Here is a 23,810-nt window from a genome sequence, read left to right as displayed (position 1 = left end):
AAAAATGGCTGCTTCTCAATCAGAAATGAATAGTCGCCAATTCGCCAATCGAATTTGATTGAAGGCAGCCAGAAAGGGCGCATTCCTGCGCATCTCACATGTTCTTGACATGTTCTCATTTCTGATTTAGACAATAACCGCCTTTCGCAGTGCGTTCCGGGCTCCTGACCACAAGGAGTCCGTGCATGACACGGCCAAAATCTCTCCAGGTACATGTCACCGTCGAGCTCGCTGAGCGGGTTCGTGCTGCAGCAAAGCGGCGCGAAATCAGCGTCAGCGAATGGATCCGGTCGCTGCTTTCGCAGGCATGCGAAAATGATGATCTTGCATCCAAGCTCGAAACATCGGTGGACCGCGTCAGCCGCCAATCGGTGTTCACAATGGTCGGCGTCGATGCCCTTCTCGCAGGGCATGCCGATCACGGTCTGCGTGAGCGAGCCCATCAGGCCTACGCGCGCAAATGCAAGGAACTGGGGCTCTCCGCAAACGCCGGCGAGGGAGGTTCCGATGAAGCGTAACCTCGTCAACTTCACGCGCGGAAGTCAGCTGCTCGGACACTTCAGCTTCATGTTTGCAGCAGGTCTCAAGGGGCCGCTGATCATCGCCGCCATCGGCATTTCCTGGACTAGCTGGTGGACCATTTCGGCAGGGCTGAGCGATCACGAAGCCTACCTCGTCTGGATGCGAATTTATGCTGCCATCTACGGCTTCATGGAGTTCGATCCGGCCAAACAGGTCGCACTCGAAACGGGGTTTGGAGGAACCGTCCAGCTCCCCATCATCATGCTCGATGCCTATCCGCCGGTGATCAATGCCTGGGATCATTTGCTCGACTTGCTGGGCGATGCTTTGGTGCGTTCGGCCTTGCTTCTCGTGCCGGCGTTCGTGCTGTTCTACTGGTTCGCAGCGCGCTTCGGCAGCCGTTCAAAAGAGCGCAAACATGAGCGCGGGGCCATGCTCGTTACACTACCGGAACTGGTCGATGAACTGCGCGGGCACAACCAGCGCGAGCGCGCCCGTGAGCTCTCGAGCGCCATGGGTTGGAAATGGCATCTGTGTTCGCCCAAGGAACTGTCTGCGGCATTTCCATACCGGCCCTCGCATCTTGCGACGGTTGTCTATCCCTGGCGGCTTGAACAGAGCCACGCCATGCTCATCGGGACCACCGGCATGGGCAAGACAGTCGCCATGTCGGACATGATTGCCGAAGCCCGCGCCAAGGGACAGCGCTGCGTCGTATTCGACCTAACCGGCGCTTTCATCGAACACTTCTACCAGGCCGACCGGGACATCATTCTGAACCCGCTCGACGCGCGCTGTCCCCAATGGAGCCTCTTCGACGAATGCCGCACCGAAGGTGAATTCTGGGCGGCAGCGGAAGCCCTCGTGCCCCATGACGGGGGCGGGGAGGCGCTGTTCTGGGTCATCGCGGCGCGTGCCTTGTTCGTCGAGTTCTGCCTCAAGCTGTTGGCTGAAGGACGGGGCACCAATGCTGCGCTTGCCCGCGAACTGATGACCGCTGATCTCTCGCGGGTCCACGCCATGATGCGAGGCACGATCGCCGATCCCCTGACTGCTCCTGAAGCCGCGCGCATGGCGGAATCGATCCGGGCAGTGTTCAACGTGAACGCCAAGGCGCTGAAGCTCCTGCCCACTTCCGGGCGCCGCTTTTCGGTCCGCGACTGGATCGAGGAGGGCGCCCATGACGACGAAGGCACTAACGCCAAAAGAAGTGGCTCGATGGTCTTCATCTCCGCGCGCTACGTCGACATGAGCGTGTGCGCGCAGCTGCTCACGCTGTGGCTCGATACGGCGATGAACACGCTGATGACGATGCCGCGCACCAAGGACCTCAAATGCTGGTTCTTCATCGACGAGCTGGGCGCGCTTCACCGGCTCCCCGCTCTCGAGAAAGGCCTGCAGACAGCGCGCAATTTCGGCGGCGCAATCGTCACCGGCATCCATGCCTACGCCAAGCTCAAGGAGGTCTACGGTGAGAACATGGCGATGACGCTTGCATCGCTTGCCCGGACCAAATTGATCCTCGGTACGGCAGACCGCGAGACAGCTACCTGGTGTTCCGACTTCATCGGTCATCGCCAGGTTCGCGACATGGAAGAAGGCTACACCTATGGCTACAACAATGCCCGCGACGCTGTCAGCCTGACGCCGCGCAAGCATATCGAGCCCTTACTGCTGCCTGACCAGTTAATGAACCTGCCGCGCCTGTCAGGCTTCATCAAATTCCCGGACGGCTTTCCTGCGGCGCCGGTCCGTCTGAAGCCGATAGACCGGGAAAGAATCGCGCATGTCTTCGTCGGTCGGGCCAAGGATCGAGAGCCAATCCGGCAGGTCGAAGGGAAGAGTGAAGGCGGCGAGACAGCTGCCAATCCCCCAGCAAACCAGAGCGAACATCCTTCGTCGAATGATGACGGGGCAGGCAAGCCTGTCGTCCCAAAGCAAGGTACTCTTCCGCTAGAGCCGGTAGTCGAGGCGGATGCCAAGCAATCACGCCAGCAGGCGGCGAAACGGGCAGAAAAGGACATTCCCGACGGCCCCAGGAAGCCGTCAGGCAAGTCCGGTCAGTCGCGAAAATCGTCGCCCAAAGCGCACGAGGCAACGCCGCGCAATTCCCGTCCATTGGTGCCCACGAATGCGGCGCTCCGCAAAGGCGATCATCCCGATGAGAAGCAGCCATCGAATAGCGTGAAGGAGGGACGCCGAAGCGACTTGCCGCGGGCCAATCCGCCCTCGGATAAGCCGCAAGCCGTCGACCGGACAGCCCAGCGCCAGCGAGAGGCAGAAGCCCGCAAGCTCATGCTCGAAGACGGCGTTCCCGAGCAGGATCAGCCTTCGCAAGAGGGGCCCGATCTCGGCGATTTCGAACTGTGACACACGAGGCAGACGCCGTCTGGCGGAGTGAGACCTGATGCTTTCTGTAGCCAATGTCCGTACCGCCGGCGGCGCTGCCAACTACTTTGCCGCCGACAATTACTATACCCGCGCCGATGCCGAGAGATCTGGTCAATGGCTTGGCAAAGGCGCGGAGGCGCTTGGACTGCGAGGCGTTATCGAAGCCTCGCAGTTTGAGGCCGTGCTCAAGGGCATGCTGCCCGATGGAAGCCGTGTCGGGAGCGACAACAGGGCCCGTCGCGCCGGCACCGACCTCACATTCTCGATGCCCAAGAGCTGGTCCATCCTTGCCCTCGTCGGCGGCGACAGGCGTATCCTCGATGCCTATGGCGCTGCCGTTCGCGAGACTCTGGCCTGGGCTGAGAAGAATCTCGCCGAAACCCGCATGGAGGTCCGAGGCAAGGAACGGGTGGTCGCGACGCGCAATCTCGTGATCGGGCTTTTCCAGCACGATACGAACCGCAATCAGGAGCCCAACGCGCACTTTCACGCCGTGGTTGCCAATGTAACCCAGGGGCCCGATGGCAAATGGCGAGCGCTGAGAAATGACAAGATCTGGGAGCACAACACGCTGCTCAATGCCATGACCATGGCGCGCTTCCGCTTAGCCGTAGAAAAGCTCGGCTACCAGGTTGGGGAATACGGCAAGCATGGCAATTTCGAAGCGGTGGGCGTTCCCAAACCCGTTCGTGATGCCTTCAGTTCGCGCCGTGCCGAGATCCTCGACAAGCTTTCGACGATGGAAGGCAAAGGCCTCGCGGCGCGCAATGCGGCCAATCTGATGACCCGGGCGGACAAAGGGCCGGTGGCAGACCGCCATGCTCTCGTGAACCAATGGCGCGAGGCAGCAGCACAGTTGGGCTTTGATCCGAGGCTTGTCATTTCACAGGCCAATGCACGGGCCGCCACCGACATTGGCTCTGTCTCCGGAATTGGAAACTCGGTGCGATCGATCGGCCAGCGGGCGCGGATGCTGGCTGCGACGTTTGCGGAGCGTCTGGGGCTACGTCAGGGCGACCCGCTTGTGCCGCGCGACATGGGGCGCCGGACGCCCGAGCAGATCGCCGCCGTTCATGCGGTCGCATCGGCGATCCGGCACTTGGGCGAGCGCGAGGCAGCGTTCTCGCGGACCGAGATATATCGCTCAGCGCTAGGCTTCGCCTTGCCCACCATGCTCCCCGACATCGAACACCGCATCGACCAGTTGCTGCGCCAGGGCCACCTGCAAAAAGGCAAGGGTGCAGATCGCAATCTTGTCACGACCCGCGATGCGATCGGCCTCGAACAGCGCATCATCGCCGCCGTCGAAGGTGGCCGGGGACATGGGACGGCGGTGGTCGAAGCTGATGTGGCCGGAGGGCGGCTACAGGCGCTCTCTCAGCTCAAATATGGCCTGACCTTGAACCCTGGGCAGGAGGGGGCAGGGCGCCTGCTTCTCGCTTCGCATAACCGAATTGTCGCTATTCAAGGCGTAGCTGGCGCCGGCAAGAGTACCGTCCTCAAACCTGTGGCCGACATCTTGCGCGAGGAAGGCAGGTCCGTGCTGGGGCTCGCAGTCCAGAACACGCTCGTGCAGATGCTTGAACGTGACACCGGCATTCCGTCGATGACGGTCGCGCGCTTCTTGCGCCAACATCGGGACCTTCTGGAAGGAGCAGACCAAGCGAGGCTTGCCGAGGCTCGCGCGTCTCTGCGCGGCACCACGGTGCTGCTCGACGAAGCCTCGATGGTCGGCAATGCCGACAAGGAAAAGCTGGTGCGCCTCGCCAATCTGCTCCAGCTCGACCGCTTCGCCAGCATTGGGGACAGGAAGCAATTGGGCGCTGTCGATGCGGGCAAACCTTTCGACGTCATGCAGCAGGCAGGCGTCGAAACCGCCATCATGAACTCCAATCTGCGCGCGCGAGAGAGAGCGCTGTGTGACGCTCAATATGCAGCGCAGGGCGGAAATATCGACGAGGCCTTGCGACATCTTGGCCCGCATGTCGTCGCGTCGGGAAATACAGCTGCCGTCGACGCCGCGGCGGCTTGGCTATCGCTTTCGCCTGCAGAGCGGGAGGTGACCGCGATTTATGCTTCGGGTCGCAACTTGCGCGGACAGGTGAATGAAGCCGTCCAAATCGGGCTCGAGGCCAATGGCGAATTGGGACCGGGTTCCTTGGCTCTCACAGTGCTGTCGCGCGTCAACCTGACGCGTGAGGAAATGCGCTATGCGCGCAGCTATGCTACCGGCATGGTGCTCGAAGTCGACCGCCGGCAAAGGGGGCAGGGGCTGCAGAAGGGCCGCTATGAAGTGGTCGAAACCGATCCGACCCGCGAACGCGTGATGCTGCAGAACGAGCGGGGCAAGCGCTTTGAATTCCGGCCGGGCCAAATGCGACCGCAGGGTGAGCAGGATCCACTGCGCCTGTTTGAGGTTCGCCCACTCGAAATCCACGATGGCGACCGCATTCGCTGGACGGCGACCGATCACAAGCGCGGCCTGCTCAACGCCGATCAGGCGCGCATCGTGGCGATTGATGGGAAGGGTGTTACGGTGAAAACCTCCCTTGGCGCCGAACACCGGCTGGGGCTGAGCGACCCCATGCTCGAGCGTCTTGATCTCGCTTACGCGCTCAACGCGCACATGGCGCAGGGCCTGACCTCCGACCGCGGGATTGCCGTCATGGACAGCCGCGAACGCAATCTCGCCAACCAGCAGACATTCCTCGTCACGATAACCCGCCTGCGCGATGGTCTGACCCTGTTTGTCGACAATGTGGGCAAGCTCGAAGCAGCTGTTGAGCGCAATCCGGGAATGAAACGCTCGGCGCTCGAAACGGTCAATCAGCTGCGCGATGCGGCAGCAATGGGCCAGGCGAAGGGCAAGGCGTCTGATCGTTCGCAAGAACCGGCTCGCGAGCCGCCCGAACTCGATCGCTCGATCACCAAGCCCTTCGAAATCGGGATCTGACACAGCGGATATCCGCATGGGTCCATATGGCACCGGTTGACTGTTAGTTCTTTTTTTGTTCTCATATCGACCATGTCCCGAATCGCCGATGAGATCCTGTTTACGCATATCGAGGTCGCGCTTGCGGTTGCGTCCGAAGCAACGCTTGTCGGGCTCGGTGCTGACGACCCGCGAACCCAGCGCAATGCTCGTGTCGATCTCGCGCGCCACCTGGTCGAACGCATGCAGGGTTTGGAGATCGAAGGAGAGGGGAATGCCAGCAGGAGCTCTCAGTCCACTCTCTTTCCAGGCGATCTCTCGCCGATGGGCTGACCAGCATTGAGATGTGGCTGAGGTAATACTGGCTTATTGCAGGCGCGTCGGGCGATCCTTTCCCATCAGCTCTGCAACGCGTTTGGCGATGGCTTTCCAAGTGGCGATGCCCGCCTCGTCCTGCGCCAGCGCGAGCGCGCCGATCTGCTCGGCGACATGAAGCGGTGCATTCTCACCATGGGTTTTCAGGACCTGGTTGGCACAGGCCCAGAGTTCCCAATCGCTCAACATCAGCCGAGACGTCCAACAAGGCCGAGGAAGAACGCGATCAAACCGTAGCCCACGACACTGCACGCCAAGAGAAGTTCAATATTGAATTTGGAGCGAGGAGGGCGAGGTTGTCCTGCTGGCCAGATCTGATCGCAGATGAGCTCGTTGAACCCGGCGCGGCGTCCGCAGACTTCCACTTCGCGTCCGAGCAACTGGCGGGCTCCACGCCTGGTGTCGAGCTCCCACACGCCGCCGCCCGAATGGAGTTCAAGTCCGAAGGGGCCTTCGGCAAGACGGCCTGTCAGACAGAGTTCCGGGCCTAGCGGCATGCAGGCCCTTTCCAGTAGCGATCCCAACGCAGCACAGTGCGTGTCTGGATCATCGAGCAGGAGAGATCGGCTCCGTTCGGCAGTCGGCAGGCGGCAGCCGTCCGGTTGCCGCCTGCCGAACCTTCCGACCGGCATGTCAATCTCGGTCCACGAACCACGACGTGCCCTGTCGAGACGGTCCCTCGAGGGCCGCCAAGAAGATCGACGAGCGCGTCGCGCGCTTCGATAGCCGACGCGTCGGGGCAGGGCTGGTTGGTCCGGCATGTTCCGTTTATTTCGCGCGCTGCAATCCCGGCGATGCGGACATGGGGACCTTCGGCGCACCATATGGGCCCATCGCCATCCCAGACATGCGTGGGTGTGCAGGTAAAGGTCTGGCCGGCAGCGACGATCGAGGCAGCGAGGAATGCAAGCATTGGCGAGCTACCTAGCGAAGCGCGCGGCCGAACCAAAGCACACGGCCGACGATATTGATCGTCCGCTTCTCCAGTCCGCGCCAACTGGGATAGGCCGGATTGTCGCTGAGCACCGAGACGCGCTTGCCTTGCGGCTCGATAGCGACCCGCTTGACGCTGAGCATGTCGTCCATGCGCAGCACATAGATCCCGTCGCGCAGCCGCGACTGTCCATCATTGAGATCGACCATGACTTCATCGCCGTCATGTAAGGTCGGCTCCATCGAATCCCCGTGCACGGCGATGATCGACAGGCTCGTCGCTTTGCTTGCGGTCAGGCGGCGCAGCCACTTCTCGTCGAACCCGAACTGGGCGCATTTGGATTCCATCTCTGCCAAAGCGCCGTGCCCTGCCGAGGCTTCGACATCAAGGACCGAGACATGGACCAGTTCGACGACCGGGCCGGATCGCCGTTCGGGAGCGCCGAGGATCTTCTCGTCTACTCCGAAGAAGCGGGCGAGCACGGAGCGGTCCTGCTCGTCCAACTGCCGGGGACTGCCGCGGCGGATGTATTGCTGGATGTAGGCCGCGTTGCGTCCAAGAAGGCGGGAGATTGAGGAGTAATTACAGCCTCGTTGCTGGATCAGATCATCCAGGGCTTTGCGTGCATCTTCCATCGCTGCGGGTCCTATCGCATCCGTCTAGGAAATTCGATCCTAGACTCTAGGAAGCCTTCCTAATAAGAACATACCAAGAACACAAGCGGAAAGCGAGTCGAAGGCGATGGAACTCCTGGACCAGATTGAGGGCTATTTGGCGCGAAGCGGTACGAAGGCCAGCATGTTTGGTAGGCAGGCCGTCGGGGACCCCCGTTTCGTGCAGGATCTGCGCGAAGGGCGTCGACCCAGGCGCAAGACAACGCAACGTGTTCTTAATTTTCTCGTGTCTACAGAGGGCGTTGCGTCCACACTATCGGATCGTGTCGACATGTTAGCGGATTAGATTCGCATTGCCTTAATCACATCCGTACAGTAGGTGTGCCCATACAGAAACTGGTCAGTCCAGCTTTTGTGGGGGCTACGGGGTATGGACGGCGAATCAGGATTACGAAGAGGGGTCGAGAGCAGGCTGGAATTCATCGAATTCCGGTTGTTCTGGGAAGGCCACGTAAACCGAAGCGACATCGTCGAGACATTCGGGGTTTCGATCAATCAGGCGTCAGCCGATCTCAACAGATATCTGGGTCTGGCCGAGACCAACATGGTCTACGATAAAAGCGCCCGGACCTATGTGCGAAGCTCTTCCTTCAAGCCAATCTTCCATAAGCCTGACGCCGAGAGGTATCTTACCCAGATCCGGTCGATAGCTGACGGGATCATTACGCCTGACGATGCCTGGATCGGCAGGGTTCCGGGGTTTGCTTGCGCGCCAACACCTGCCCGCGGTGTGTCTGCACCCGTCCTCAGAGCGGTCGTGACCGCGATCAAGCGCAAGGAAGCACTCGAGGTCCTCTATCAGTCGATGTCCTCGCCGGATCCGTCCTGGCGCTGGATCGCGCCGCATGCCTTGGTCTTTGACGGGTTCAGATGGCACGCCCGTGCCCACTGCGTCCGTAGCGGTGAATTCAAGGACTTCGTCCTGTCCCGCATCGGTGAAACGCGAGCGAGCAAGGCTTCCGATGTCGCAGCTTCGCGAGATGCCGATTGGCATTGTGACGTTGACCTTATCATCGCACCCCACCCCGATCTTAGCGTTGGTCAACGAAAGGCAATCGAACTCGATTATGCCATGGATCGGGGCAGGGCGACGATCCCGGTCAAGCGCGCGCTCCTCTACTACGCACTAAAGCGCCTTGGGCTCGACACGGACCCGTCGGCTCGGCGACCTCAAGATCAGCAAATTGTTCTTTTGAACGCGGACCAGGTGCTGGCTCAGAACGCGGGGGGAGCCAACCGATGATCCGAAAGACGAGCAGCTCAAAATATCGGATGTCTTTTGGTACGGGAGGTCTCTTCCTGAACGAGAGTGTTGCCATCGCGCGTCTCTATCAGGAACTCGGCGACTGGACTGCGGTCAAGAAAGCTGCGGGCGAGCAGGGCGTCATACCATTCCGCAAGCAATCGTCGGTAACTCGCTCTGTCCGGGAGATCGCCAACCGCCTTGAGGTCCTCAAGGCGCATGAAATCGATCTGCTTTGCCATGGCGATCACGCAGATCAGCTGTCGGTTCTCTGGCTGGCTCTGTGCAGGGGCTATCGGTTCATCGGCGAATTCGCCGTCGAACTACTGTCCGAGCGCTTCCTGAGCTTCCGCACCCACATCACCTACGACGACTTCGATGCGTTCTATGCGGGCAAGGCTGAATGGGAGCCCGAGCTTGAAGCCATCAGCGCCTCGACCCGCGAAAAACTGCGTCAGATCCTGTTTAGGCTCATGAGGGAGGCGGGGATCCTCAACCAGGAGGATCATATTTGTCGGGCGCTACTCTCGCCGAGCTTCATGGCCCTGATGGCGCAGTGCGACCCGCATGAACTGCGATATTTCCCGGGCGCGGAGCTCGGCGGGCAAAGGGGTGCCTGATGACAAGAGATACAAACACGATGACGCCCCGGGAGCGTCAGGACCATTTACTGGAAGTCGTATCAAGCCAGCGCTTTCTCAGGAAGCTGGGCCTGGGGAACGAGGTTCCATTCTTCATCTGCCCTTTCCCGGCTGGCGACGCTGTGGACATGGAACAGGTGCGGGCCCAGCTGGTCAGGCAGCTGGCCAATCGCGGCGTCACGGTGCTGGATATCAACCTCTATGATCTGGCGATCGAAATGCTGCGCGAGCGCGGAATCTGGGATGAGCTGATCGCTGCCGAGCAAGGTGTCACGAAAGACGAGCTCAAAGAGCTTCTACAAAACGTCTTGGATCCCGAGACGCACCTCATACCTGAAATTGGCAAAAGGCTGGCAAGCCAATCGTTTGACGTCCTGTTCCTTTCCGGCGTGGGTGAGGTCTTCCCCTATATCCGTTCGCATAACGTGCTGAACAATCTGCAGAGCACGGCCAAGGAAAAGCCGACGCTGATGTTTTTCCCTGGAAACTACACGCACGCCTTAGCCAGCGGGGCCTCGCTGGATCTTTTCGGAATTCTGCACGACGACAAATATTATCGTGCATTCAACATCTTCAATTACGAGGTCTGAGGGGGCCGGTATGACCATTTTGCGCGACATATTCGAGAAACCCGTCGACCGTCCGATTGAAGGCGTGATCAAGGCAGACGATGACGCGAGCCTGCGGATTGAGCTCGAAGAGTATGTTCTTACCAACGAGATCGAGAAGCAGATCGAGAAGTTTCTCGACGCCTACAAAAATTACACGACTGCCAATGGCGTCTGGATCTCCGGTTTTTTCGGCTCGGGTAAATCGCACCTTCTCAAGATGCTCGCGATGGTGCTCGAGGACCGCAAGGTCGACGGAGCCACGGCCTATGACCTATTCAAGGACAAGTGCGCGGACAACGAAATCCTCTCAGCCGACCTCAAGCGTGCCGTAGCAATCCCTTCGAGGAGCATCCTTTTCAACATCGACCAGAAGGCCGATGTCATTTCCAAGGACCAGATCGATGCGCTGTTGTCGGTCTTCCAGAAGGTCTTTGATGAGGCCTGCGGCTACTATGGCAAGCAAGCCCACATTGCACAGTTCGAACGCGATCTCGATAGCCGCAATGTCTACAGCGCTTTCCAGCAGGCCTATCAGGCGATTGCAGGCAAACCTTGGGAGCGTGGGCGGGAGCAGGCTCTGCTTGAGGGCACAAACATCGCCAAAGCTTATGCGCAGGCAACCGGTGCCGACGCGTCCGAGGCCGCCGGGATTCTCAACAAGTATCGCTCAGATTACAAGGTTTCGATCGAGGATTTCGCCGACAAGGTGAAGGCTTACATCGACGTTCAAGGCAAGGATTTCCGCCTCAACTTCTTCGTCGATGAGGTCGGCCAATACATCGCCGACAACGTCAAGCTCATGACCAACCTCCAGACGATCGCTGAGAGTCTGAACACCAAGTGCCGTGGGCGGGCCTGGATTATCGTAACCGCGCAGCAGGACATGAATGCCGTCATTGGCGACATGAACGAGCGTCAGGAGAATGACTTTTCCAAAATTCAGGCGCGTTTTGCCAACCGGATGCCGCTCAACAGCGCGGACGTCGCAGAGGTGATCCAGAAGCGTCTGCTGAAAAAGACAGAGCTGGGGGTTGAGAGCCTCTCCGATCTGTACCGCCGCGAGAGCAACAACATGCGTACGTTGTTCGATTTTGCGGATGGTTCGATCCATCTGAAGAACTTCGATGACCGTGACCACTTCATCCACAGCTACCCGTTCATCCCGTACCAGTACCCATTGTTCCAGATGGCCATCCAGGGGCTGTCGCAGCACAACGCATTTGAAGGCCGGCACAGTTCGGTCGGCGAGCGTTCGATGCTGGGCGTGTTCCAGGAGGTTGCCATTCATCTAGCTGAACTGGAGCTTGGCCAGATCGCGACCTTCGATCTCATGTTTGAGGGGATACGCACGGCACTCAAATCCAGCGTTCAGCAATCCATCCAGATTGCCGAACGAAACCTTGGGGACGAGTTTGCCACGCGCATTTTGAAGGCCCTGTTTCTCGTCAAATATGTGAAGCCGTTCAAACCAACGGCCCGCAACATCGCCATCCTCATGCGCGAGAAATTTGACGAGGATGAAACCGCGCTCAAACGCCGGGTCGAGACGGCACTGAGCCTGCTTGAGCAAAACACCTACATCCAGCGCAATGGCGACCTCTTCGAATTCCTGACCGACGAGGAAAAGGATGTCGAACAGGAGATCAAAAACGTCGATGTCGACGCCACCGAGGTTGCTCGGGAGTTGGAGGCGCTGATCTTTGACGGAGTCATCAAGGACCGCAAGATCCGCCATGACGGAGCAGCCCATGACTACTCGTTTGCCCGCAAGCTCGACGACCGCCTTCAGGGACGGGATTACGAGCTCTCGATCAATGTAGTCACGCCTTTCCACGAGCACAGTGGCAATGCCGAGGCGCTGCGTATGGGCAGCATGTCAAACGACGAACTGGTGATCCTGCTCAAGGCAGACGACCGCTTCGCCCGTGACCTGGTGATGTACAAGCAGACAGAGAAGTATGTCCGCCAGACCCGGGCGACCGCTCCCCAAGCCTCGATCGAACGGATCATCAGCGAGAAGGGGCAACAGAACGCGAACCGCTACAGAGATCTTTCAACTCGGGCGAGAACGCTGGTCGCGGAGGCGCAACTATTCGTGCGCGGCGAGGAACTGGATTTGCGTGGTGAGGATCCGCAGGCGCGAGTCCGGCGTGCATTCCAGATGCTGGTCGACAAGGTTTATACCAATCTGCCGATGCTGCGCGGGGCGACCTATGCCGAAACTGATATCGGCCGCTTCCTGAGGCAGACCAATGACGGGGCGCTGGTCTCGGGTGCCAGCAACCTGACCGAAGCCGAGCAGGAAATCCTGAATTTTGCGCAAGGCAACGTCCGTACCGGTGTTCGCACGTCGGTGAAGGCGATCGTCGAGAAGTTCGAAGTCAAGCCCTATGGCTGGCCCAATGCCGCGATCCTCTGCACTGTCGCCAGCCTCTTTGCCCACGGCAAGCTGGAAGCCCGCTCGGATGGCGCGCCGCTGGAAGGAGATGCACTGGAAAAGGCGCTGAAGAACGCACATGCGCTGGCGAACATAGTTCTCGAATTGCAGGTGGAGTTCACCGCTAACCAGGTGCGCACCCTGCGGGAATTCCATGCCGAGATGTTCGACAGCCAGCCTGTCGCTTCCGAGGCAAAGGCCCTGGGCAAGGAAACGGGAGAGGCTATCACGAAGCTGCTGGCTGAACTGGTAGCGCTAGAGGCCCAACTCCAGGATTACCCCTTCCTCGCGGCGATCACGCCGGTCACCGCGAAGCTGCGCGAGGTGGAGAACAAGGCCTATGGCTGGTATTTCACCGACCTCCCCCGGCATGAAGACGCATTGCTCGATGCGAAGGAGCAGGTGATTGACCCTCTCCGACGCTTTATGGGCGGGGCCCAGCGCAAGATCTATGATGAGGCCCGCAACTTCCTCGCCGAGCAGGTAACGAACCTGTCCTATACCGGCAGCACTCAGGCCGAAGCGATCCGGGCGGTTCTGGCCGATCCGCTCTGCTACAAGGGCAATGCCATCCAGCAGGTGAAAGCGGAGCTCGACAAGCTGCGTGCCAATGTCGATGCCTTGCTGGTGCAGGAGCGGGACAGTGCTCTTAAGGGTCTGGCCGAGCTCAAGGCCAAGATTGAGGCCGTACCAGAATTCGCGCAGCTGGATGCCGCAGCCAAGGCTGGGATCCTCACCGAGTGCGAGGTCGCCGAGACCAGCGTTCGCAATACCAAACTGGTGGCAATGATCCGTGAGCGTACCGCCAATTTCCGATCCGAAGCCTATCCAGCATTGCTTGGGAAGGTTGCCCGGCTGGCAACGCCGCCGGCGCCACCCGCACCTCCTGCCACCGAGCCGCCCGAGTCGGAAGAAAGCAAGGTGCGTGAGGCACCAGTCGGAGGGATTACGCCGCAGCCAGCTCCTGCTCCCTCGCCCGTGGAATATGTCTCGACCGCCAATCTCAAGGTCAGCTTCGCGAGCCCGTATCTCGCCAGCGAGGCGGACGTTGAAACGTACCTGCAATCCTACCGCGAAACCCTGCTCGCTGAAATTCGCAGCGGCAAGAGGATCACGGTCTGATGATTGCAGGCATTGAAATCGAGAATTTCACGGTGTTCGGGGGCCTGGATATCCCGCTCTCGCCGCGCATCAACGTGATCATCGGTTCGAACGGAACCGGGAAAACTCATCTGCTGAAGGCAATCTACGCGTTGGCGATCGCAAGCCAGCCGGCATCGGCGGTGGAGGGCTCAGAGAAGGACATCGACACGCAGTTGACGAACAAGCTTCTGCGCGTGTTTTCTCCGGGCGAGAGCAGAATTGGTGCTTTACGAGCTCGGGGGGCATCTGGAGGAGCCAGGCTGTGCCTGAAGGGAAGCGATGACACCCAGGTCACCGTTTCATTCAACAGTAGGTCCAAGGGCGTCCAATTAGAGAGGGACGCTCGCTCCGAAGCGCAGTCCCGCCCCGTGTTCATCCCGACGAAGGAGGTACTGTCTCTCGTTCGCGCCATGCAGGACCCAAATCATGATCGGGCGACCGTCGAGATGATTTTCGACGACACGTATCTCGACCTCGCCGCACTCCTCGCCAACCCTGGCTTCGAGGATGAGGCCGCTAGCCTGGCAGAGGACCCCAGGCTCTCGAACATCGTCCGCGAATTGGTCGCCCTCGTCGGGGGACGATACCGCTGGACGAATGACGGCGGGTTTCAGTTTGAACCCGGGGGGTACCAAGAGAGGGCCGATCCGGAGCGGTCGCGCGCCAAAGCTGCGCAAATGTATCAGGACTCCACAGTCCTCCGGTTTGTCTCCAAAGGCGGGGATCCTCTGTCCAGCGGCATGACGGCGGAAGGCTATCGGAAAATTGGCGTCCTGCACCGCCTGCTCTGCAATGGAGCGATCAACCCGGGAAGCACCGGCATCGTCTTATGGGATGAGCCGGAGGCAAACCTGAATCCCGCGCTCATAAAAGAGGTGGTTCAGGTACTCCTCGAACTATCGCGCAACGGCCAGCAGATCATTCTGGCTACGCACGATTATGTCCTGTTGAAATGGTTCGATTTGCTCATGGACAGCGGCAAAGAGGATCATATCCGGTTCCACGCCCTTCGCCGTGACGATGGAACTGACAGCCTCACTGTCGAGACCTCCGAGAACTACTCTCTGATTTCCAAGACGGCAATTTCAGACACCTTCGCCGAGCTATTCGACGAAGACGTGGCGCGGGCACTTGGGGGAGCGAAGCATTGAGGTTGTATAGAGCAGAGCCGGATGCCGATCTGGAATTCTCGTTCCCCAAGGAACTCGTTTGTGACGAACTGGACCGCCAGGGCGTGAAGCTGCCGGTCCAGATGAAGTTTGTGGATCTCGTCATCGAAAGAGATGAGGACATCCTGCTGGTCGAGATCAAGGATCCGTCAAACAAGCAGGTGCCGGATGCAGAGCGGGCGAGCTATTTCAAGCGGTTGTCGGACAATTCGATTCTTACGCAGGAGCTGACTCCCAAGGCCCGCGGCTCCTACACGTTTCTCCACCTGATGGAGCGCGACGCCAAGCTGTTCAAGTATGTGGTTCTGCTCGGGCTGGATGCCTTCAATCCAGCGGATCAGCGGGCGCTTCTCACCGGCTTTAAGGATCGGCTCCTGGCTGACATCCGCTGCGAGACGGACACGCCGTGGCGGCGCCAACACATTGCGGACTGCGTCGTGCTTTCCGTGGACATCTGGAACAAGACTTTCGCCGACTGGCCCGTGACCCGGGTTTCCGCAGCGGCCGCAAATGGAGAGGCAGCTGCCTGATGGATACCTCGAAGCTCAAGAAATTCGCGCAGTTTGCCCGCCGCGCCCTGATCACGCAGGTCAGCGCCAAGCTTGAATCCGTCCTCGCAGAAAACTCGGCAGCCCGGCGCGAGCATCCTGATGCCATGAGGAAGCTTGAAGCGGCTATCGCCAAGGACGGTAAAGATCAGGTGGTTGAGCGGGTCGCGTACACCTGGTTCAATCGCTTCTCGGCTCTGCGTTTCATGGACGTGAATGAGCTGAGCCCGGTTCGCGTTGTATCGCCTGTCGCCGGTCAGTTCCAGCCAGAGATCCTGGCCGAAGCCAAGGCTGGGCATATGGACGAGGGCCGCGTGCCTGACAGGGTCCGCGAACAGGTCCGCAGCCTGCTGGATGGCCGCACGCCCAGTGCGGATGCCCAGACCGAGGCATATCGGCTACTCATCGTCGCCATCTGTAATGATCTGCACAAGACGATGCCGTTCCTGTTCGAACGGATCGACGACTACACAGAGCTGCTTCTGCCCGACGACCTTCTGTCGAACGCCTCGATCCTCGCCTATGTGCGCGAGGCGATGACGCCGGACGTTTGCGAGGACGTTGAGGTTATCGGCTGGCTCTACCAGTTCTACATCTCGGAGAAGAAGGACGAGGTTTTTGCCGGGCTGAAGAAGAACAAGAAGATCACGGCGGAAAACATTCCGGCGGCGACACAGCTTTTCACCCCGCACTGGATCGTGCGCTATCTGGTCGAAAACTCGCTGGGACGACTGTGGTTGCTGAATCGCCCGAACTCAACGCTGGCGGCGAAGATGGATTATTACATCGCGCCGGAAGAGATAGAGACCGATTTCCTGCGCATTTCCCGTCCAGAGGATATTCGCATCTGCGATCCGGCCTGCGGATCGGGCCATATGCTGACCTATGCCTTTGATCTTCTTTACGCGATCTATGAGGAAGAGGGGTATGAGGCGACCGAAATCCCCGGGCTGATCCTGATTCATAACTTGTACGGGATCGAGATTGACGACCGTGCGGGCGCGCTGGCGGCGTTTGCGCTGGCGATGAAGGCGGCGACCAAGCTCGGAAGGCGTAAGTTCCTACGGCAAGCCGTTCAGCCCAACATCTGCGTGCTGCAGGATGTGCGTTTCACGCCATCCGAGATGCAGGACGTTGCCGCCGTGGTGGGCAGCGATCTGTTCACCGCCGATTTTCGCGAGACGATGGGACAGTTCGAGCAGGCCAAGAATTTCGGTTCGCTCATCGTGCCGAAACTGCGTGATCCTGCCGAGGTGGCCCGGGTTGTACGGCTCAAGGATTTTGGAGGCGATCTGCTGCTGCGCGAGGTGCAGGAGCGTGTCCTGAAGGTGCTGGAGATGGCCGAGGCCCTCTCGCCCAAATACCATGTGGTGGTGGCGAACCCGCCCTATGCTGGCGCGAAGGGATTAAATCCTGCCGCACAAGCCTTCCTCAAAGAACTATACGCCGAGGCGAAATACGATCTTTTTTCGGCTTTCATCGAGCGGGGGGGGACGCTGGTAACAAATAGCGGCTTCAACGCCATGGTGACGATGGAAAGCTGGATGTTTCTATCATCATTTGAAAGGTTCAGGTCAGGTATTCTGTCCGAGTTCAACATCCAATCGCTTGTGCATATGCCCTACTCTGGCAAGGGCGGAACAAGTATGGGAATTAACTTCGGCACTTCAGCCTTTGTCCTCGAGAAGTCTGCTAACCCCAGCCTCGAGGGCACCTATTGCTGCATCAGATATTACGAAACGAACGAATCAGGCGTTCCTCATGAATTCCCGACAATAAACGAACGCTTTACTAAAGTTTCTCCGAGAGAACTCACGAAACTCCCTGGGACACCAATATCATACTGGGCATCTGATGCGGTTCGTGCCGCTTTCGAGACCGGCGTGCCACTTAAGTCGGTGGGCGATACCCGCCAAGGCATGGCAACGAGCGACAATGGTCGCTTTCTACGGGAGTGGTTCGAGGTATCAATTGACCGTTCATGCCTGGATGCTCGAAATCATGAAGAGGCTAAATCTTCAAAGAAAAAGTGGTTTCCGTACAATAAGGGCGGAGCTTTTCGGAAGTGGTATGGGAACTCTGAACACTTTATAAATTGGGAAAATGGTGGATTTGAAGTTCTGGATTATGCGGCGTCTCTATATGGCAGTCCGACGCGGACGATAAAAAGTATGTCAGAGTATTTTAAGCCATCTATAAGTTGGTCAAAGGTGACAAGTGGTGGCTTCTCAATGCGCCACTTTCCTGCCGGCTATCTATTTGATGTAGCGGGCTGCTCTATATTCGCTGAAAAAGAGGATAATCTAAATACCCTGCTTGGATTTACGAATTCTCCAGTAGCGGTTTCAATGCTGGAGAGCACTTCCCCGACGCTAAACTTCGAGGCCGGACAATTAGCCCAGTTGCCGGTTTTTAAGGATCACTTTCAAAAAAGCTTTGGCGCTATCGCTGAGATACTCGTCAATATGACGAAATCCGATTGGGATGCCTACGAAACCTCCTGGGATTTCAAGACGCTACCGCTTCTTGCACCCGATCTGCGCGGAGAGACGCTGCGCGACACATATTCGCGCCTCCGCACCTATTGGCAAGACTTGACTGTCGGGATGAAGCGACGGGAGGAGGAGAGCAACCGCATCTTCATTGAGGCCTATGGCATGGCTGACGAACTCACTTCTGAGGTGCCGCTGGAGGAAGTAACTCTCACCTGTAACCCGACCTATCGGTATGGCGGCAAGTCCACTTCGGAGGAGTTAGAGGTACGGCTGCTATCAGATACCATCGCCGAGTTCCTGCATTATGCCGTTGGCTGTATGTTCGGTCGCTACAGCCTCGATATACCTGGCTTGATCCTCGCCAATCAGGGCGAAACGCTTGCTGAATATTTCGCTCGCGTACCACAGCCCACATTCAAACCGGATGCCGACAATGTGATCCCGGTGCTGGACGGGGACTGGTTCGCTGACGATATCGCCGAACGTTTCCGTAAATTTCTACGGGTGACCTTCGGCGAAGCGAAATTTCAGGAAAACCTGGCCTTCATCGAAGGCGCGCTGGGCAAGGACATCCGCAAGTGGTTCACCCGCGATTTCTATGACTACCATGTGCGTCGCTACAAGAAGCGTCCGATCTACTGGATGTTCGCCAGCCCCAAAGGCAGCTTCCAGGCATTGATCTACATGCACCGCTACCGGCCGGACACGGTCAGCGTGGTGCTGAACGATTATCTGCGCGAATACCGCAACAAGCTGGAGGCCCACCGCAAGGCCCAGGAGGCGCAGAGCATCAATTCCGAAGTCACGCCCGCCCAGCGGACCAAGGCGCTGAAAGAGGTAGGCGAGGCAACCAAGGTGATCGAGGAGCTCGATGGCTACGAACGCGACGTGCTCTACCCGCTGGCCACGCAGAAGATCGAAATCGATCTCGATGATGGGGTGAAGTCCAACTACCCGAAGTTCGGCGCTGCGCTCAAACCGATCAAGGGCTTGTCGGATGCGGGTGCCTGAGCATGAATGATCGCATCGCCAAAGGCCTGGGAGCGGCTTTCGACCGTCACCGCATCGTATTCTGGACCGACACGGCCCGGGAACTGCGCGAGACGTTCGAGACGCTGGAGTTGCCGGGCGTCGAGAAGATCGCGCTCGCCAACAACGAATTCGCGGTGAAGCACCGGATCCTCCGCGAAGCGCCACAGGGTCGGTTCCTGATCTACCGCGAAGGGCCGGAACCGGCGTTGATCGACAACTGGCTGCTGGATGTGCAGTTGGCCCACGGCATGTTCAAGGCTGACCAGGCGGCCCTCTGGCTGTCCGAACTGGGCCTCGGGCTGGGGCTTGAAGATGTGGTGCGCGCCCATGCGGAGTTCTTCCGCTCGGCCCGCAGGCTCGAACAGCTAAAGCGATTTGCCCGCAACGACGACACGGCCAGCGCGTTGCGCCTGAAGATGCTAATTGTCTGCGCCGGTGGCGAAGGCGGGTTCGATTCCGTTGTCGAGAGACTGCTGGCCGACCTCGCGGTGGAAACCGACGAAGCCATCCGCCTGATCGAGCGGGCCGGGCTTGGCGCCTTCCTGTGGGACCAGATGGGGCGGCACTATGGCTATACGGCCGTTCAGCCCAGCGTTGAGGATTTCGCGGTCTCTCTGTTCAAGGCCTGCTATGCCATGGGGCTGGGAGAGGCGGGAGGCCTCTCTCCCGAGGCGCTGGTCTTCTTCCGCCGCTGGAAGAACAACCGTCACGCGGCTCAGGCCTTCGAGGCGCTGTCCTCCTCCTATGCCAGTGTGCTGGGCGTGCAGACCGATCTTGAAACGCGCGATTTCCGGCACCTCATCGAGCTCGACTATTTCGAGGACATCGATCGGGCGATCATCGTCGCACTCGTGCGCGGGGTCGCGGCGCGAACGCTTGCCGCAGGAGATGTCGCAAGCTGGATCCGCCAGCGCCGCCAGAGCTACTGGTACGACCGTTTCCGCGATCTCTATGAGGCGGTCGGCTACGCGGCTGAATTCCACGCGGCAATGGCGCAAGTGAACCTTGGCATGACCAGCCTTGCTGAAGGGGTCAGCCGCTATGCTGGGGCTTGGTTCCGCATCGACCAGCTCTACCGCAAGTTCATCTATCACATGCAAAAATCGGGTCAGGCTAGCCTGATGGCCGAGCTTTATGAGCAGGTGGAGAACCATTATGTGAACATCTACCTGCTGCGCCTCAATGACAGCTGGCAGGTCCATGTCGATGCAGCACCTAAGTGGGATGCGTCGCCTGTGCCGGCCCAACGGACATTCTATGCCACCCACGTCGCCCCTTATCGGCAGAAGGACCAGAAAATCTGCGTCATTGTCTCGGACGCCATGCGGTATGAGGTGGCCGAGGAGCTCTTGGCGCGGGTCCGTGGGCTCGATCGTTATGACGCAGAGATCGAACCGATGCTGGGATCGCTGCCGACTTATACTCAGCTCGGGATGGCGTCGCTGCTTCCCAACCGGGATCTGCAGATCGCTGACAACGACACCAGCGCGGTGATCGTTGATGGGCAGAGCTCGCAGGGGACCGAAAACCGGAAGAAGATCCTCGCTCAGGGGCGCGAGGGGGACCGGACGACCGCGCTACTAGCCGACGACCTCCTAAAGATGCAGCGAGACGACTACCGCGCGCTGTTTCGCGATCACGACGTCATCTACGTGTATCACAACCTGATCGATGCGACCGGCGACAAACCGGCCACGGAGGATCGCGTATTCGAGGCTGCCGAAAAGACGCTCGACGAGCTGGTCCAGCTCGTCAAAAAACTGGCGGCCGCCAATGCCAACAACCTGCTGATCACTGCAGATCATGGCTTCATCTACCAGCACCGGCCTATCGACGAGAGTGACTTTTCGGTCTCGGAAGTGGTGGGTGAGACCATCTTGTTCCGAAACCGCCGGTTTGTCCTTGGCCATGGACTAAAACCCCAACAGGGGCTCAAGCACTATCAGCCGGAAGAGGCGAGGTTGCAGGGTGATGTCGAAATCCTGATTCCGAAGTCGATAAACCGGCTGAGGCTGAAGGGCTCGGGAAGTCGCTTCGTGCACGGTGGCGCCACGCTGCAGGAGGCTGTGGTTCCTGTTGTCCGGGTAAACAAGAAGCGTCAGAGTGACACGTCCACTGTTGACGTCGAAATCATTGGCAGCACAAATCAGGTCATTACCGCTAGCCAGATCTCGGTCAGGTTCTACCAGTCCGTTCCTGCCACGGAGAAAACGCAGGCACGCCGTCTCCGCGCCGGAATATTCTCGCAGTCGGGTGAACTGATTTCAGATAGCCATGAACTCGTCTTCGATTTCCGATCGGAGAATCCCCGGGAACGCGAGCACCCGGTCCGCTTCCTGCTGTCCCGTAAGGCCGACGACTGCAACGGCCAGGAGGTGGTCCTGCGGCTCGAAGAGCAGCATGGGGAGACGTCGCATTACAGCGAATTTCGGAGCGCGCGCTACATCCTGCGCCGTAGCTTCACCAACGACTTTGATTTCTGAGGGGCCAGCATGACTGCACTGGACGACAAGATTAACGAACGCTTTCCAGGTCTTGTGGTCCGCAAGGACCTGGTGAAGGCGGTCAAGGGCAACGCGATCGTTCCGACCTACGTGTTGGAATATCTGCTCGGCCAATATTGTGCGACCAACGATGAGGCGTCGATCCAATCAGGCATCGAGACAGTTCGGGAGATCCTGCGAAAGCACTACGTCCATCGCAATGAGGCTGGACTCATCAAGTCCAATATCCGCGAAAAAGGTCGCTGGAAAATCATTGATCGGATCAGCGTCGCCCTCAATGAAAAGAGCGATACCTACGAAGCAAGCTTTGCCAATCTTGGCATATCCAAGGTCCTGATCGATTCCGGAACCGTAAAGACCCATCCCAAGCTTCTGGTCGGAGGGGTCTGGTGCATTGCCGATATCGAGTACGACTATACTGAGGACAAGAACGTCACGCCGTGGATCCTTGGCTCGATGAAGCCGATCCAGCTGTCGCATTTCGACTATGATGCCTATCTGGAAGCCCGCAATGGCTTCACAACCGACGAATGGATTGACCTGCTCTTCCAGACCGTCGGCTTCGACCCAGAGATGTTCGGCCGCCGATCCAAGCTGATCCAGCTGATGCGGCTGATCCCGTTCGTCGAGCGAAACTACAATCTCATCGAGCTGGGACCCAAAGGTACCGGCAAGTCGCATATCTTCTCGGAGTTTTCGCCGCACGGGATACTGATCTCGGGCGGTGAAGTGACCGTGCCGAAGCTTTTTGTCAGCAACAGTTCGGGCAAGCTGGGTCTCGTGGGTTACTGGGACGTTGTCGCGTTGGACGAATTCGCGGGCAAGCAGAAGAAGGTCGACAAGGCGCTCGTCGATATCCTCAAGAACTACATGGCAAACAAGACTTTCTCCCGTGGTGTCGAACCGCTCGGAGCCGAGGCGTCGATGGTTTTCGTCGGGAACACAAAGCACACAGTTCCCTACATGCTCAAAAACACTGACCTGTTCGATGAACTGCCGGACAAGTACTACGATTCTGCCTTCATTGACCGTCTGCATACCTACATCCCTGGCTGGGAGGTTGGCGTGATCCGCGGTGAGATGTTCTCGAACGGTTACGGCTTTGTCGTCGATTACCTTGCCGAAATCCTGCGCCATCTGCGCAACGACGACTATTCGGATCGCTACCGGTCCAATTTTGATCTGTCGTCGGATATCTCGACCCGTGACCGGGATGGGGTTCACAAGACATTTTCCGGGCTGATGAAGATCCTTTTCCCATCTGGCGAGGCGACGCCGGATGAAATGGAGGAGATCCTGAAACTTGCCTTGGAAGGCCGCAAGCGGGTCAAAGACCAGCTCATGCGGCTCGACACGACCTACCCGGAAGTGGATTTCTCATTTTCCCGCAAGAATGGCGAAAAGGTCTGCGTGGCAACGCTCGAGGAAAGCGAGTTTCCGAACTTCTACCATCGGCGCGCAGGTGCGGCTGCTCCCTCAGCAGTTGAGCTTATAGGCACTGACGAACCTAGAGCTGCACCTGCGCCCGAGCCGAGTGCAGGCGCAACAGCGGCCGTTTCGGTTACAGAGAGACCCAAGGCTGGCCATTTCACCTTCAACGAAAACCAGAAAGGCGTGACTTTCGACAAACTGTTCGGCCCATATCTCGTCGGGGCTCAGAAGATCACCATCACCGACCCATACATCCGGGCCTTTCACCAGGTTCGCAATGTGATGGAGCTCATCGAAACGATTGCGAAAGCCAAGTCACCGGCTGACGAGGTCGAGGTACATCTCGTCACGTGCGTCGACGGGATACGTCCCGAGAAGCAAGCCGAGAACCTTGGTGCGATCGCCGCTTCCTGCGAAGGCGTCGGCATCTCGTTCACCTGGGAGTTTGACGACACCAACACAATCCACGCGCGCCACATCGTGACCGACACTGGTTGGAAAATTGCCCTCGACCGAGGCTTGGACATCTTTCAGCAATACGAGCTCAATGATGCCTTCAGCTTTGCTAACCGGTTGCAGCAGTTCCGTTCTGTGAAGGCTTTCGAGGTGATTTACCTCATGAATAACTCGGCTTGATACGTGAAGTGAATTCCAAAAGAACTGGATCGCTGCGCTATGAGAGCAGGAAAAATGCAGAATTGAGATGAATTTGCACCATCAGGGATGGT

General features: G+C 58.7%; 17 protein-coding genes. 13 read left to right on the top strand and 4 right to left on the bottom strand.

Annotation, left to right across the window (positions count from 1 at the left end; translation table 11 throughout):
* The first annotated feature begins 185 nt into the window (after positions 1-185).
* From EV664_RS06140 to EV664_RS06125, 4 genes are all read left to right on the top strand, one after another.
* A complete protein-coding gene (locus EV664_RS06140) occupies positions 186-518 on the top strand; it encodes a ribbon-helix-helix protein, CopG family (protein WP_133494826.1) in 333 nt (110 codons plus the stop codon).
* Positions 508-2,892 carry a type IV secretion system DNA-binding domain-containing protein gene (locus EV664_RS06135; RefSeq protein WP_133494825.1) on the top strand — a complete coding sequence of 795 codons (2,385 nt, stop codon included), beginning with the start codon at positions 508-510 and terminating at the stop codon, positions 2,890-2,892. The genes EV664_RS06140 and EV664_RS06135 overlap by 11 nt, the downstream gene beginning before the upstream one ends.
* Before the next feature lie 37 nt (positions 2,893-2,929).
* The gene (mobF, locus tag EV664_RS06130) at positions 2,930-5,866 is read left to right on the top strand and encodes a MobF family relaxase (protein WP_133494824.1); all 2,937 of its coding nucleotides are present in this window, start codon (positions 2,930-2,932) and stop codon (positions 5,864-5,866) included.
* Between the two features lie 72 nt (positions 5,867-5,938).
* The gene (locus tag EV664_RS06125; RefSeq protein ID WP_133494823.1) at positions 5,939-6,178 is read left to right on the top strand and encodes a hypothetical protein; all 240 of its coding nucleotides are present in this window, start codon (positions 5,939-5,941) and stop codon (positions 6,176-6,178) included.
* A 33-nt stretch (positions 6,179-6,211) separates the two neighbouring features.
* On the opposite strand, the gene EV664_RS06120 is transcribed toward EV664_RS06125, so the two are convergent.
* From EV664_RS06120 to EV664_RS06105, 4 genes are read right to left on the bottom strand one after another with little or no spacing between them, the layout of a single operon-like run.
* Complete coding sequence (locus EV664_RS06120; protein WP_103729568.1) at positions 6,212-6,409, bottom strand: DUF6961 family protein; 198 nt, start codon at positions 6,407-6,409, stop codon at positions 6,212-6,214.
* Complete coding sequence (locus EV664_RS06115; RefSeq protein WP_133494822.1) at positions 6,409-6,717, bottom strand: DUF5818 domain-containing protein; 309 nt, start codon at positions 6,715-6,717, stop codon at positions 6,409-6,411. Before EV664_RS06115 ends, EV664_RS06120 begins: the two co-directional genes overlap by 1 nt.
* Positions 6,708-7,133: a thermonuclease family protein gene (locus EV664_RS19500; protein WP_133494821.1), complete on the bottom strand. Its 426-nt coding sequence runs from the start codon at positions 7,131-7,133 to the stop codon at positions 6,708-6,710. The genes EV664_RS06115 and EV664_RS19500 overlap by 10 nt, the downstream gene beginning before the upstream one ends.
* An 11-nt stretch (positions 7,134-7,144) precedes the next feature.
* Entirely contained in the window at positions 7,145-7,789 is a 645-nt protein-coding gene (locus EV664_RS06105) for a S24 family peptidase (protein WP_133494820.1), read from the bottom strand.
* A 409-nt stretch (positions 7,790-8,198) separates the two neighbouring features.
* Here EV664_RS06105 and EV664_RS06095 point away from each other — a divergent pair, with 409 nt between their 5' ends.
* From EV664_RS06095 to brxL, 9 genes are read left to right on the top strand one after another with little or no spacing between them, the layout of a single operon-like run.
* Positions 8,199-9,071 carry a BrxR family helix-turn-helix transcriptional regulator gene (locus EV664_RS06095; RefSeq protein ID WP_133494818.1) on the top strand — a complete coding sequence of 291 codons (873 nt, stop codon included), beginning with the start codon at positions 8,199-8,201 and terminating at the stop codon, positions 9,069-9,071.
* The gene (locus tag EV664_RS06090; RefSeq protein ID WP_229668156.1) at positions 9,068-9,691 is read left to right on the top strand and encodes a DUF1819 family protein; all 624 of its coding nucleotides are present in this window, start codon (positions 9,068-9,070) and stop codon (positions 9,689-9,691) included. Before EV664_RS06095 ends, EV664_RS06090 begins: the two co-directional genes overlap by 4 nt.
* Positions 9,691-10,302 (top strand): DUF1788 domain-containing protein, encoded by a 612-nt coding sequence (locus tag EV664_RS06085; protein ID WP_133494817.1) that lies wholly within the window; start codon positions 9,691-9,693, stop codon positions 10,300-10,302. Before EV664_RS06090 ends, EV664_RS06085 begins: the two co-directional genes overlap by 1 nt.
* Before the next feature lie 10 nt (positions 10,303-10,312).
* A complete protein-coding gene (gene brxC / locus EV664_RS06080) occupies positions 10,313-13,882 on the top strand; it encodes a BREX system P-loop protein BrxC (RefSeq protein ID WP_133494816.1) in 3,570 nt (1,189 codons plus the stop codon).
* Complete coding sequence (locus tag EV664_RS06075) at positions 13,882-15,054, top strand: AAA family ATPase (RefSeq protein ID WP_133494815.1); 1,173 nt, start codon at positions 13,882-13,884, stop codon at positions 15,052-15,054. The genes brxC and EV664_RS06075 overlap by 1 nt, the downstream gene beginning before the upstream one ends.
* Positions 15,055-15,056: 2 nt before the next feature.
* Complete coding sequence (locus EV664_RS06070; protein ID WP_229668157.1) at positions 15,057-15,602, top strand: hypothetical protein; 546 nt, start codon at positions 15,057-15,059, stop codon at positions 15,600-15,602.
* Positions 15,602-19,126, top strand: a complete 3,525-nt coding sequence (pglX, locus tag EV664_RS06065) for a BREX-1 system adenine-specific DNA-methyltransferase PglX (RefSeq protein ID WP_133494813.1) — start codon at positions 15,602-15,604, stop codon at positions 19,124-19,126. The genes EV664_RS06070 and pglX overlap by 1 nt, the downstream gene beginning before the upstream one ends.
* Before the next feature lie 2 nt (positions 19,127-19,128).
* Positions 19,129-21,630, top strand: a complete 2,502-nt coding sequence (gene pglZ, locus EV664_RS06060; protein ID WP_133494812.1) for a BREX-1 system phosphatase PglZ type A — start codon at positions 19,129-19,131, stop codon at positions 21,628-21,630.
* Positions 21,631-21,639: 9 nt separating this feature from the next.
* Positions 21,640-23,718, top strand: a complete 2,079-nt coding sequence (brxL, locus tag EV664_RS06055; protein WP_133494811.1) for a BREX system Lon protease-like protein BrxL — start codon at positions 21,640-21,642, stop codon at positions 23,716-23,718.
* Positions 23,719-23,810: the final 92 nt, after the last annotated feature.

The organism is Stakelama pacifica, from assembly GCF_004361835.1.
Classification (GTDB): Bacteria; Pseudomonadota; Alphaproteobacteria; order Sphingomonadales; family Sphingomonadaceae; genus Sphingomonas; species Sphingomonas pacifica.
This window is presented reverse-complemented; position numbering and strand designations above follow the sequence as displayed.